This window comes from Kribbella sp. NPDC050459 (assembly GCF_040655315.1).
Classification (GTDB): Bacteria; Actinomycetota; Actinomycetes; order Propionibacteriales; family Kribbellaceae; genus Kribbella.
In genome coordinates this window covers 256,096-267,271 of the sequence record NZ_JBFAJQ010000010.1, presented here as the reverse complement: position 1 = coordinate 267,271, position 11,176 = coordinate 256,096, and the positions used below count along the sequence as shown (strand labels likewise).

The window sequence follows — 11,176 nt, the reverse complement described above, 5'->3', positions numbered from 1 at the left end:
GACCTGACGATGGCGCTTCACCGATCCATCCGGACGGTCCTGGCGGCTGTCTCACGACTCCGCCGGAGGCCGGAGCCCGCTCCCGGATTGCAGGTGCCGGCGCGGCTCGCCGACTGGTCCGATGCTGAGCTCTATTCGGTCTGGCGTGCCACCGGAGCGGAGCTTGTCCGTGCTCTGCACGCCGAGCACACCGCGACGGCCGCCGAGGCACGGCAGTATCTCCTCACCGAGATAGAACGCCGGCACCCCCTCGAGACGGCCGCGTGGCTCGAGGCGGACGCGCTCCGGACCGGCGGAGCACCGGACTTCCTGAAATCTGACCGCTGACACCACTGCAGTCACGGCCGTGCCGAGTCGGCGCGTGCCTGCGAAATCAACTTCTCTGGCTCTGCGGAGGCAGCGATGGTATGACCTTCCAAGCGCTTGATCGATTCCTCCCGAAGTCTGGTCGAGACACTCCCGAGACTGGCTTTCGCCTGCCGCGCCGGACCTGGCGCAAGGTGCGGCAGGCGAAAGCCGCCCACCCGACGACAACAAACGCCAACCGATGTGCCCGATCACTGTCAGGACCAGGTCGCGCGTCCATGGGTCAGTTCTTGGCGGCGGCCTTTCCGCCCTTGCGGCCGGCCTTCTTCTTCTGGGCCGTGGTGCCGCCCTGACTGCCGGAGCCACCCTTACCGCTCTGCTTGCCGCCGTGCTCACTGGCCCAATCCGGTGCCCACCACACCGACTCCCATGCGGCGCCCTGAAATGCACAGGCGGGAGAGCGATTCCTTTTGCGGGTTCGTCCGGTCAGTACGTCTCGACAGCCTGGCCGCGTCGTGCCAGGTCGGCCAGACGAAGCAGGAGCCTGACGATGAAGTTCAATCTGTTCCTCCCCACCGGCTTCGGCAGTGATCTGTCGTCGTTCAGCGATCCGGTGGATGCGGTCGAGCGGATCATCCAGCTGGCGCAGACCGCCGAATCCGTCGGGTTCTCGGAGGTCTGGCTGCCGGATCACCTGCAGACCATCCCGCCGTCGAACCGCTACCTGTTCGAGGCCTGGACGCTGCTGACCGCGGTGGCCCGGGCGACCACCAGGATCCGCGTGGGCCAGCTCGTGACCGGCAACGGCTATCGGAACCCTGCCCTGCAGGCGAAGATGGCCTCGACACTCGACGTGGTCTCCGGCGGGCGTCTGACCTTCGGGATCGGCGCGGGCTGGTACGAGGCCGACTACGCCGCGTTCGGGTACGAGTTCCCCGGTGCAGGCCGGCGACTTCGGGAGCTGCGCGAGGCTGTGCAGGTGATCCAGTCGCTGTGGACGGACGAGGTCAGCGACTTCGCCGGCGAGTTCTACTCGCTGAACAACGCCATGGTGCAGCCGAAAGGCGTCCAGACGCCGCGCATCCCGCTGATGATCGCCGGCGGCGGTGAGAAGGTGACGCTGCGGATCGTCGCCGAGTTCGCGGACGTCTGCAATCTGATGACGTCGCCGGCCGACATCGAGCGCAAGCTGCAGATCCTGCGCAAGCACGCCGCGGACGTCGGCCGGGACGCCGGCTCGATCAGGGTCACTGCGACGACCGGCGCGCTGGTGACCGACACGGACGCGGCCGCCCAGGCGCAACTCCACCCGAGCATGGGCGCGTTCTATCCCGGTGACTTCGCGTCGTATCTGCTCTACGGCACGCCGGAGACGGTCCGCGCACGGGTCGCGGCGTACGAGAAGGCAGGCGTCGACGAGTTGGTGGTCGGCTTCCACGAGTCGACCGATCCCGGCGCGATCCGGGACTTCGCCGAGATCGTCGGGCTCTGATCCGACTGGCAGGGGTTCCGGCGGGGTACTTGAGGCGTGGTTACAACACGGAAGCGCTGAGGAGCGATCTCCTTCCGGACGGTCAAAAAGCGGCCTGAGTTTGTCACCTCGTACGAGGAGGCTGTCGATGAGCCAGGAGCGATCGACCGAGGTACGGCGGAGCGAACCCGCGATGGACGTGGAGTGGTTCCGCTGGGAGTTGTGTCAGGAACGTCAGTTCCGGCTGGATCAACTGATGGATCTGGCCCGCGAGGAGACCACGCCTTTCTCGCCGGCGGTGGCGGAGGTGCGGGCCGTGCTGAAGGCTGGGGCTGTGCGGGCGTTGGAGGAGATCGACGCCGCGCTGTCCCGCCTTGCCACGGGTGTCTTCGGCGCCTGCGAGATGTGCGGGGAGATGCTTCCACTGCATCGTCTCCGAGCGATACCGACCGTAAGGCTCTGTCTGCGATGCGAGCACCGTCAGGCGAGAAACGCGAGGCCCGTGGGCCGGTAGGCATGCCGAGGGGTACCGCGGGGTCACCATGTCTGACAGCACCGTCCCTGACGCGGAAACCGCGGAGATCGCGGAGCGGATAGGCCGTGCGGTACTCGCGGTTCGCCGGCGGAGTCGTGGCGTACGCGGCGGACGTCAAGCTCAAGGTCTTGGACGTCGATCCAGGACCGGTGGTGACGCCGCGCTGCGCGGCCCAGTTGGCGTCACGACCTGGTTGCGGCTTGAATCCCTTTAACCTTTGCCGGTCTCGGCGCGGAGATGTGCGGCCCGCTTTGCCTGGGCGTCGGCCGGCGCGATCGGCTCCTGGGTGGTCACGGCAGCCCGCTGGGTTGCGGGGCGGCGGACCGCCTCGCGTACCGGCCCGCCACCGAGCCGGCGGAACTTCCACTGCCGCTCGTCGTAGTCGTAATAGGTGTCCACGCCGCCGACAGTCACGATCGAACCCTCCCACCCGTTGACGCGCTCAAGTGAGCACGGTGCTCCCGCGGTGCCCGGCGAACCCATCCCGCAAACCTTTTCCACCCGACCTGAGGGGTGTGGCCATGCGAACACGTGCAGCGGCACCGGGACGGCATCCAACCGGCGGGGCCGGCACGTCACACCTCACTTGCCGCGGCCGGGTCCTCAGCCGTTGGCGTTCGAGCCCTGTGCCGCTCGTGAACGAGCCGAACTGTTGCCCTCAGCGTCGGCCGAAGCGTCCTGCTGGTCGAGCTTGCGGCGGTAGAAGTCGTAGGCCGCTTGCTTGCTCATTCCCAGCGCGCTGCCGACCTGGCTCCAGCTGGAGCCCTCTTCCCGGGCCTGCCGGATCATGTGCCATCGCGCGCCGGTGAGGAGATCGACCAACCGCCGGCTGGCGCTGAGGGCTTCCAGTCCGGTCACGCCGGGCAGGTTTCCCAACGCCCGCACGAGCGCCGTGACGGGCTGGCCGGCGCCCTCGGCTTTCTCGATGCGGCGCTCGTACAACTCGCGCTGGTCGCTGACCCGCAGTACGCCGAGCAGCTCCTCCATACCCCTGTCGTCCGCGGCCAACGGAGGCTGTGCCATGTCACCACCCATCTCGTCAAGATAGCTTGACGACCGCCGCCACGCCAACCCCATGGCGTCAAGCCATCTTGACGCCAGTTCGCCGTCAAGCTATCTTGACGCTATGAGTGCAGCCGCGCTACATCAAGGGCATCTGGCCGGGCACACCCGTCGCCAGAGCGACTGCGCGCCTCAGATCAGGTTGCGCGAACTCACCTCGGCCGACCGGTTCGCTCAGCTCGCCCTCGACCTGCACGACTCCGGCGGGATCGAGGAGACCGTCGAGGCCGTGGTCGAGTTCGCCTTACAGGCGCTGAGCTGTTCCCACGCCGGCGTCGCGCTGATCTCGGGCCGGCCCCGGCGGCTGGAGATTCCGGCGGTGACCGACCCGCTGGTGGCCGAGATCTACAAGCTGCAGGTGGACGGCGGGCAGGGCCCACTCACCGAGTCGATGCGCGACCACTCCGTCGTGCGCGTCGAAGACACCGAAACCGACGATCGCTGGCCGGAATGGTCCGCCAAGGTCCTCGAGCTCGGCGTGCGAAGCGTCCTCGACGTCCCGTTGCACACCGGAGGTTCCGTCGTCGGCGTGCTCGGTCTGTACTCGTCCCGGCCGGGCGGATTCGGGCCCGACGAGGAAGCGATCGCCGAGATCCTCGCCCGGCACGCCTCGGTCGCCGTCGCGAGCGCCCGCAACGAAGTCAACCTCGCCGCCGCGGTCGACGCCCGGAAGCTGGTCGGTCAGGCGATGGGCATCCTGATGGAACGCTTCGACCTCGACGACGAGCGAGCGTTCGAGGTCTTGCGGCGGTACTCCCAGGACAACAACCGCAAGCTCCGCGACGTCGCCCAGGAACTGGTCGACACCCGCAAACTCCCCCGCTGACGAGAGTCCGCCGGGCCCTGTGCCGGAGCGTCGGATGGCAGCGCCGCACAACCGAGCGCGCGCGGTCAGTGTGTAGCCGTCGCGCGAGTCGGTGACTTGGTGAACAGGGCGGCGCAGAAGGCGATGGTGGCGACAGAGAAGGTTACGAGCGGCGGCCCCGGGACCCACAGTGCGGCAATCGCCAAAGCCAGGAGCGTTGCGATCAACGCGACGATCCCGTACGGGCGTAAGCGATCCGGGGCGGTTCGGAGTGTGTCGGCGATCATCCACAGGAGGGCGCCCACGACGATCACCGCCAGGCCCATGACGAGGCTCACGCCGCGGTGCAGGGACTCGGCGTTGAGCTGCAGTGGGCCGATCTCGAACTGGCTCGCCCGCATCACGGCGTCCAACTCCGGGTCGCTGGGGAGGAAGAAGCTCAGGACGGTGTGGCCGACGCCGGTGACGGTCCAGGTGACGGCTCCGACCCGGAACGCGGTCGCGTTCATGAGGCCGCCATCAGCTCGGGCCAGCAGCGGGTGTCGGTGATCTGCCGCAAGGACAGGAGCCGGCCGTCCTTCGTGGTCAGGATGTGGGCGAACGGCGCCTGCCAGCCGTCGCCGCGATAGTGGCCCAGGACAACGAACTCGTTCGGCCTCACCGGAAGCAGACGGTCCGGTTCGCAGTGCAACTCGACGCCGTCCGCCAGCCGGCCCCAGACGTTGCGTACCGCGGACTCGCGGCCGCGGAACTCGCGGTCGACCGGGAGCGGCAAGCCGGGACTCAAGGTGAGGACGAAGTCCTCGTGAACGGCATCGCGCAGGGCAGCCGGGTCGTGTGCGGCCAGGCTGTCGTAGAACTTCCGTACGGCGGGTTGTCCGGAATCATCGTTCATGGTCTGGAAGCTACGCCCGCCGCGACATCCTCGGCAACGCGAGCTGTCTCACACATACATACATGCGTGAATGTATGATGCTGGGGTGAAACGGCGGACGCAGGCGGAGCGGATCGAGCTCACCCGGAACAAGCTGCTCGAGGCCGCGGCGAGAGGCTTCTCGACGTACGGCTACGGGAACGTGCGGCTCGACGACATCGCCCGCGAGGCGGGCTATACCCGCGGCGCGCTGTACCACCAGTTCGCGAACAAGGAGGAGCTCGCACTCGCCGTCATCGACTGGGTGTCTCGCACCTGGCGTGCCGAGGTCGGCGACCCCGCGGAGGCGATCGCCGACCCGGCCGAGCGGCTGCTGTGGACGGCGCAGGCGCACGCGCTCTACTGCCGGCGCGACGTCGCCGCGGTGCTGATGAGCCTGCGGGTGGAGTTCGCCGGCCGCGACCACGCCGTCACGAAGGCACTCACCGAACTGATGACGCCTTTGAAGGACACGATCGCCAAGCTCATCACCCGCGGCCGGCGGACCGGCTCGATCCCCGCCGGCCCGCCGCCGCGCGCACTCGCCTCGGCGTACCTCGGTGCCCTCGAGGGCGTCACCGCCGCAGTCGGCGGACCGCCGCACGACAAAGAGCTGACCATGCGGGCGGTCCGCGGCGTGCTGGGCCTGCCGCCGAGCTGACGTCACCCTTCCGGCAGCGGCGGCAGCTCGACGTGCCGGACCTTGTAGTCGCCCTTCGTCACCGGCGCGAACGGGGCCGGTGCCATACAGGTGCCGACGGGCGCCTCTTCGGTTTGACCGGACGCGTTCTGGGTGAGGTTGACGACCGTCCAGGACAGTCCGACGCGATCGTGCTTGCCGTTGTCCAGGACGCTGAAGCCGAGCCGCTTGCCGACCCAGTCCTTGACCGGCTCGTCCGCCCTCGTGATCTTGGCGGTGAGCGAAGCGACGCCCGGCCCGGTGACCAGGCAGTCCACCGTTCCCTCGGCGCGGATGGTCTGCTTCCAGGCGGCGACATAGTGCGAGATCTGCACGGTGCCGCGCGCGTCGGTCGGCAGCCCGATCGGGGCGCCGGGGATCGGGCGGGTGTACGGCGCGGCCGTGGCGTCGAAGGCGAAGTGGCGTACGTCGTCGTCCGGGGCGAACGGCAACATGAAGTCGGCCGCACCGGTGACGCGAGCCACCTTGGGAGCGGCCTGCGCGGTGGAGATCCCGGCCACAGCGGTGGTAGCCACAACGGTCAGGGCGACGAGCTTCTTGGTGAGGTTCATACCAGGATCCTCGCGGAGCCGACCGCGCCGGGACCTCCCTCGCGGGAGGGGATCAGGTCCCCCGCAGGTAGCAGATCAGGTGATGCCCCAGAAGCGGGTGATGTGGGCGGCTGCGCAGAGGTTGACGTCGAGGATGTACGGCGCGGTGGCGCCGCACTGGTCCGCGCCGGCTCCTGGGTCGACGGGCTGGCCGTGGCCCATGCCGGGGATCGACCAGGTCTCGACGACCGGCGTACCGGTGCCGTCGGTGTACGACTTGTGCGTGGCGCCGTTGATCGTTTCGGTGGCGTCGGCGGTCTGGTCCGCGGCGTTCACGTCGGTCCACTGCTCCATCGACTCGTTGAGGTTGCGGTAGGCAACGGTGTAGTCGGCGGTGCCGTGCCAGATCGACACCTTCGGCCGGTGCGTGGCCGCGGCCGCGGCGCGGACCTTGTCACCCCATTGCCGCGGCGTGAGGTCGACGCCGGGGTTCTGGCAGCTGAAGGCCTGGATGAGTGACGTCGCACACCGGTACGGCAGGCCGGCCACGATCGCGCCGCCGGCGAACACATCCGGGTACGTCGCCAGCATCACAGCCGTCATCGCACCGCCCGCGGACAGGCCGGTCACGAACACACGTCCGGTATCCGAGCCGAGATCACTCACAGTGCGGTCCACCATCTGCTTGACCGACAGCGCTTCTCCCGAACCGCGCGCCGTGTCACCGGCCTCGAACCAGTTGAAACACGAGCTTGCGTTGTTGGCGGACTGCTGCTGCGGCAGGACCAGCGTGAAGTTCGCCCGCTGCGCCATCGCGACCCAGCCGGGCTCGTCGTCGTACGCCGCTGCCGACTGTGTACACCCGTGCAACGCGACCACCACCGGCCGCCCGGCGCCGAGCCCGGGCGGCACGTAGCGGAACATCTTCAGATTCCCCGGATTCGATCCGAATCCGGTCACTTCCTCGAGCGTCGCGGCATCGGCTCGCGATGCCGGACTGATGGCCAGAGCTGCCAGTAGAGCAATGGCCGAAACGACAGGACGGAGAGTCATTCCACACCTCCAGGACGGGTCCTTCACTCGAACGTCGCACGACCCGCACCGCCGCAGCCATGTCCTGCGGCACCACATTCGGTCAGTGCAGCGTGTAGCCGCCGTCGATGACAAGCACGGATTCAGCGCACCGTTCACCCGGCCCGCGCGCCGGTCGCGGGCTGCTTCCGGCAACGGCCTCGCGGTCTTAGGCTGGAGCGGTTCGGCAGACCGCGGCGGGACGGACTCGGCGCGTCGTAGGCGTACCGCGAAAGGGCGGCGGACGGTTTGGGACGTGGAGACGGGTTCCGCGACCTGGGGGCGGAGCGAACGCAACCTGCGCAGCTTCTCGGTCGGCGGGCGGAACGGGCAGTCCTGGACCAGTTACTGACCGATGTCCGCAACGGCAGGAGCCGGGTGCTGGTCGTACGCGGCGAGGCCGGCGTCGGCAAGACCGCCCTGCTGACCTACGCGGCCGAATCCGCGACGGACGTCAGCACCCTGCGGGCGGTCGGCGTCCAGTCGGAGATGGAGCTGGCGTTCGCGGCGCTCCACCAGCTGTGCGCGCCGCTCCTCGATCGGCTGGACCGGATCCCCGAGCCGCAGCGCCGGGCGCTCGGGACCGTGTTCGGGCTGGCGCCGGGCCCAGCTCCGGACCGTTTCACGGTCGGGCTCGCGGTGCTCAGCCTGATCTCCGACCTGGCCGGCGAACGGCCGGTCCTGGTGGTCGTCGACGACGTGCAATGGCTCGACACGGCCACCGCGCAGGTGCTCGGGTTCGTCGCCCGCCGGATCGGCGCCGAGGCGGTCGGGTTGTTGTTCGGCGCCCGCGAGATCGGTGTCGAGCTGCACGGTCTCGCCGAGCTCCAGGTCGAGGGGCTGCCGGCCGACGAGGCCCACGCCTTGCTCGGTTCGGCCGTCGAGTTCCTGCTCGACGAGCCGGTGCGCCGGCGGCTCGTCGCCGAGACCGGCGGCAACCCGCTCGCCCTGCTCGAGCTGCCGCGCGGCCTGACCGCGACGCAGCTCGCGGCCGGGTTCGGCCTGCTCGGCGGCCAGGAGTTGCCCGGCCGCATCGAGCAGAGCTTCCTGCGGCAGGCCGACACCCTGCCCGCGCCGACCCGCCGGCTCCTGCTGGTCGCGGCGGCCGAGCCGATCGGCGATCCAGTGCTCGTCCGCCGGGCAGCCGACCAGCTCGGGATCGAGGTGGCCTTCGCCGAGATCGACGGGCTGATGAGCCTGGGTGAGCGGGTGACGTTCCGCCATCCGCTGGTCCGGTCGGCGCTGTACGGATCGGCGTCCGAGACGGAGCGGCGCGCGGTGCATCTGGCACTGGCCGGAGCGACGGACTCGGCGACCGATCCCGACCGGCGCGCCTGGCATCTGGCCGCCGCCGCAACCGGACCTGACGAGGACGTCGCCCTAGAGCTGGAGCGGTCGGCGGGTCGCGCGCAGGCTCGGGGCGGTTTCGCCGCCGCCGCTGCCTTCCTGCAGCGGGCGGTCGCGCTGACCCGCGACCCCGCGCGCCGGACCGAGCGCGCGCTGGCAGGCGCGCAGGCCAGTCTGCAGGCCGGTGCGTTCGGGACCGCCTGGGCGCTGCTGGCGACGGCCGAAGCCGGGGAGCTCGACGGTCTCGGCCGGGCGCGGATCGATCTGCTCCGCGCCGAGGCGGCGTACGCACAGCAACGCGGCGGGGACGCGCCCGGCCTGCTCCTGCGCGCAGCCAAGACGCTCGAGCCGCTCGACGTACGGCTCGCTCGCGACACGTATCTCGACGCCTGGAGCGCCGCTCTGTTCGCTGGTCAGCTGGCCACGGACGCGAGTCTGCGCGAAGTCTCGGCGGCGGCCGAGGCCGCGCCCCGGCCCGAGACCCCCGGCCGCAGCTCCGACGTCCTGCTGGACGGGTTCGCGTTGCTGTTCGCCGAGGGCCGTCCTCGCGCTGTGCCGCTGCTCAAGCAGGCTGCCCGCGCGTTCGGTGATCAGGGTGCCTCGGTCGAGGAGGTGCTGCGCTGGGGATGGCTGGCCACCGCTGCCGCGGCGACCGCGTGGGACTTCGAGGCGTGCCTGTCGACCGCGTCCCGGCAGGTGGAGGTGGCGCGCGGCGCCGGTGCGCTCGCGGTCCTGGCGGTCGGCGTCAACGTGCTCGGCCAGGTCGCCGCGATGGCCGGCGACTTCGCCGAGGCGACCTCGCTGCGGGCCGAGGCCGACGCGGTCCGCGAGGCGACCGGCGCGCACATCCTGCCGTACGGCGCGCTGGTGCTGGCCGGCCTGCGCGGGCTCCCGGACGAGGCGTTCCCGCTGATCGACGAGACCATCGAGAGCGCGATCGCCGGCGGGCAGGGTACGGCGGCGCAGTACGCGCGCTGGGCGCGGTCCGTCGTACTGAACGGCCTCGGCCGCCACGGCGAAGCGTTGCCGTGGGCCGTCGCCGCGAGCGAGGACACACCGGAGCTGTTCGTGTCGTCGTGGGCGCTGAGCGAGCAGATCGAGGCGGCCGTCCGCAGCGGACGCCCGCGCGAGGCTGCCGCCGCACTCGGCCTGTTGCAGGACAAGACCGTGGACACCGAGGAGCGTTGGGGCCGCGGTATCGAGGCACGCGCGCGGGGTCTGCTGGACGACGGCCCGACCGCGGAGGGTGCGTACCTCGAGGCGATCGAACATCTCACCGGGACCAGGCTGCGCCCCGACCTGGCACGGGCACATCTGCTGTACGGCGAGTGGCTGCGTCGCCGCACGCGCCGCGGGGAGGCGCGGGCCGAGCTGCGTGCGGCGTACGACCTGTTCGCGTCGATCGGCATGGCCGCGTTCGCCGAGCGGACGCGCCGCGAGTTGCAGGCGACCGGCGAGACGGTGCGCCGCCGGACGAACGGACCGGGCACGACTGACGAACTCACGCCGCAGGAGCTCCAGATCGCGCTGCTGGTCCGCGACGGCCTGTCGAACCCCGAGGTGGGCAGCAGACTCTTCCTGAGCCCTCGCACTGTCGAATGGCACCTCCGCAAGATCTTCGACAAGCTCGCCATCAGCTCGCGCCGGCAGCTGCGCGACGCCCTGCCGGACGCGGTCAGCGAGGCCGCTGGTTAGTGCCGCAGCAGCTGCTGACCGCCGTCGACGTCGTACGTCGCTCCGGTGAGTGCCGTGTTCGTCATCAGGTGCAGGATCAGCGCGGCGACATCGTCCGGGCCGACCACCCGCCGGATCGGCAGGGTCGCCCGCAGGTCGGCGCGGCGGGCCTCGAGCTGGTCGCCGAGCAGCCGCGCCGACAGCGGCGTGTCGACGAATCCGGCGGCGACCGCGTTCACCCGGATCGGGGCGAGCTCCAGCGCGGCGTTGGCGGCGATCGCCTGCAGTGCGACGGTCCCGATCGCGGCGACACTCAGGCCGATGCCGGGCCGGCGCGCGCCGGTCCCGCTGATGAAGGTGAGCGAGCCGCCGGCCCGGACCCGTCCGATGCACAACCGCGCGATGCGGAGGGCGCCGACCAGATCCTCGTCGAACACCCGCAACGCCCAGTCGAAGTCCAGCTCGGCGATCGGTGCGTAGAACGGCCCGCCGCCGCTGACCAGGACATGATCGAGGTCCGCGGGCAGGTCGGCGAAGACCTGCGCGAGACGGTCCGGATCGCCCAGGTCCAGGATCGGCGCGCTCTCCGCGTCGACCTCGGCGGCGGCCGCGGCGAGCCGCTCGGGATTCCGGCCGGTGACGACGACCCGGGCGCCGGCACTGCGGGCCTGGTGGGCCGTCGCCAGCCCGATCCCCGAGCTGCCGCCGATCACGACCACACGCTGCCCGTCGAGACTGCCGTTCATCGTGTTCTCCCTCTCC

The 11,176-nt window shown here is 70.4% G+C and carries 14 protein-coding genes; 6 read left to right on the top strand and 8 right to left on the bottom strand.

The genetic code is table 11. The features are described from left to right. The first annotated feature begins 93 nt into the window (after nucleotides 1-93). Nucleotides 94-327: a hypothetical protein gene (locus AB0I12_RS29375; protein ID WP_359935537.1), complete on the top strand. Its 234-nt coding sequence runs from the start codon at nucleotides 94-96 to the stop codon at nucleotides 325-327. A 262-nt stretch (nucleotides 328-589) separates the two neighbouring features. On the opposite strand, the gene AB0I12_RS29370 is transcribed toward AB0I12_RS29375, so the two are convergent. Next, entirely contained in the window at nucleotides 590-727 is a 138-nt protein-coding gene (locus tag AB0I12_RS29370; protein WP_359935535.1) for a hypothetical protein, read from the bottom strand. A 129-nt stretch (nucleotides 728-856) separates the two neighbouring features. Here AB0I12_RS29370 and AB0I12_RS29365 point away from each other — a divergent pair, with 129 nt between their 5' ends. Further along, the gene (locus AB0I12_RS29365; RefSeq protein ID WP_359935533.1) at nucleotides 857-1,798 is read left to right on the top strand and encodes a TIGR03560 family F420-dependent LLM class oxidoreductase; all 942 of its coding nucleotides are present in this window, start codon (nucleotides 857-859) and stop codon (nucleotides 1,796-1,798) included. Between the two features lie 127 nt (nucleotides 1,799-1,925). Next, nucleotides 1,926-2,291 carry a TraR/DksA C4-type zinc finger protein gene (locus tag AB0I12_RS29360; RefSeq protein WP_359935531.1) on the top strand — a complete coding sequence of 122 codons (366 nt, stop codon included), beginning with the start codon at nucleotides 1,926-1,928 and terminating at the stop codon, nucleotides 2,289-2,291. A 231-nt stretch (nucleotides 2,292-2,522) separates the two neighbouring features. On the opposite strand, the gene AB0I12_RS29355 is transcribed toward AB0I12_RS29360, so the two are convergent. Continuing rightward, entirely contained in the window at nucleotides 2,523-2,726 is a 204-nt protein-coding gene (locus AB0I12_RS29355; protein ID WP_359935529.1) for a hypothetical protein, read from the bottom strand. Nucleotides 2,727-2,915: 189 nt separating this feature from the next. Next, entirely contained in the window at nucleotides 2,916-3,335 is a 420-nt protein-coding gene (locus AB0I12_RS29350) for a hypothetical protein (RefSeq protein WP_359935527.1), read from the bottom strand. A 103-nt stretch (nucleotides 3,336-3,438) separates the two neighbouring features. On the opposite strand from AB0I12_RS29350, the gene AB0I12_RS29345 reads away from it, so the two are divergent. Further along, nucleotides 3,439-4,200, top strand: a complete 762-nt coding sequence (locus AB0I12_RS29345; RefSeq protein ID WP_359935525.1) for a GAF and ANTAR domain-containing protein — start codon at nucleotides 3,439-3,441, stop codon at nucleotides 4,198-4,200. Nucleotides 4,201-4,265: 65 nt separating this feature from the next. Here the strand turns inward: AB0I12_RS29345 and AB0I12_RS29340 are convergent, their stop codons facing one another. Together AB0I12_RS29340 and AB0I12_RS29335 are read right to left on the bottom strand one after the other, a co-directional pair. Next, nucleotides 4,266-4,688: a hypothetical protein gene (locus AB0I12_RS29340; protein ID WP_359935523.1), complete on the bottom strand. Its 423-nt coding sequence runs from the start codon at nucleotides 4,686-4,688 to the stop codon at nucleotides 4,266-4,268. Further along, complete coding sequence (locus AB0I12_RS29335; protein WP_359935521.1) at nucleotides 4,685-5,074, bottom strand: nuclear transport factor 2 family protein; 390 nt, start codon at nucleotides 5,072-5,074, stop codon at nucleotides 4,685-4,687. The genes AB0I12_RS29340 and AB0I12_RS29335 overlap by 4 nt, the downstream gene beginning before the upstream one ends. Before the next feature lie 85 nt (nucleotides 5,075-5,159). On the opposite strand from AB0I12_RS29335, the gene AB0I12_RS29330 reads away from it, so the two are divergent. Further along, nucleotides 5,160-5,753 carry a TetR/AcrR family transcriptional regulator gene (locus AB0I12_RS29330; protein WP_359935519.1) on the top strand — a complete coding sequence of 198 codons (594 nt, stop codon included), beginning with the start codon at nucleotides 5,160-5,162 and terminating at the stop codon, nucleotides 5,751-5,753. Nucleotides 5,754-5,755: 2 nt separating this feature from the next. Here AB0I12_RS29330 and AB0I12_RS29325 read toward each other — a convergent pair whose 3' ends face one another. Then, on the bottom strand, nucleotides 5,756-6,343 hold the full coding sequence (locus AB0I12_RS29325; RefSeq protein WP_359935517.1) for a hypothetical protein: 588 nt from the start codon (nucleotides 6,341-6,343) through the stop codon (nucleotides 5,756-5,758). Nucleotides 6,344-6,418: 75 nt separating this feature from the next. Continuing rightward, nucleotides 6,419-7,282: a PHB depolymerase family esterase gene (locus AB0I12_RS29320; RefSeq protein ID WP_359935515.1), complete on the bottom strand. Its 864-nt coding sequence runs from the start codon at nucleotides 7,280-7,282 to the stop codon at nucleotides 6,419-6,421. 447 nt (nucleotides 7,283-7,729) lie between these two features. Between AB0I12_RS29320 and AB0I12_RS29315 the strand changes: the two genes are divergently transcribed. Further along, the gene (locus AB0I12_RS29315; protein ID WP_359935642.1) at nucleotides 7,730-10,435 is read left to right on the top strand and encodes an AAA family ATPase; all 2,706 of its coding nucleotides are present in this window, start codon (nucleotides 7,730-7,732) and stop codon (nucleotides 10,433-10,435) included. Here the strand turns inward: AB0I12_RS29315 and AB0I12_RS29310 are convergent. Then, the gene (locus AB0I12_RS29310; protein WP_359935513.1) at nucleotides 10,432-11,160 is read right to left on the bottom strand and encodes an SDR family oxidoreductase; all 729 of its coding nucleotides are present in this window, start codon (nucleotides 11,158-11,160) and stop codon (nucleotides 10,432-10,434) included. The genes AB0I12_RS29315 and AB0I12_RS29310 overlap by 4 nt on opposite strands. Nucleotides 11,161-11,176: the final 16 nt, after the last annotated feature.

What these genes read in the sequence shown, in the direction of transcription:
- AB0I12_RS29365 (WP_359935533.1), top strand. Translation starts at nt 857, where the DNA reads ATGAAGTTCAATCTGTTCCTCCCCACCGGCTTCGGCAGTGATCTGTCG.
- AB0I12_RS29360 (WP_359935531.1), top strand. Translation starts at nt 1,926, where the DNA reads ATGAGCCAGGAGCGATCGACCGAGGTACGGCGGAGCGAACCCGCGATG.
- AB0I12_RS29350 (WP_359935527.1), bottom strand. Translation starts at nt 3,335, where the DNA reads ATGGCACAGCCTCCGTTGGCCGCGGACGACAGGGGTATGGAGGAGCTG.
- AB0I12_RS29345 (WP_359935525.1), top strand. Translation starts at nt 3,439, where the DNA reads ATGAGTGCAGCCGCGCTACATCAAGGGCATCTGGCCGGGCACACCCGT.
- AB0I12_RS29340 (WP_359935523.1), bottom strand. Translation starts at nt 4,688, where the DNA reads ATGAACGCGACCGCGTTCCGGGTCGGAGCCGTCACCTGGACCGTCACC.
- AB0I12_RS29335 (WP_359935521.1), bottom strand. Translation starts at nt 5,074, where the DNA reads ATGAACGATGATTCCGGACAACCCGCCGTACGGAAGTTCTACGACAGC.
- AB0I12_RS29325 (WP_359935517.1), bottom strand. Translation starts at nt 6,343, where the DNA reads ATGAACCTCACCAAGAAGCTCGTCGCCCTGACCGTTGTGGCTACCACC.
- AB0I12_RS29310 (WP_359935513.1), bottom strand. Translation starts at nt 11,160, where the DNA reads ATGAACGGCAGTCTCGACGGGCAGCGTGTGGTCGTGATCGGCGGCAGC.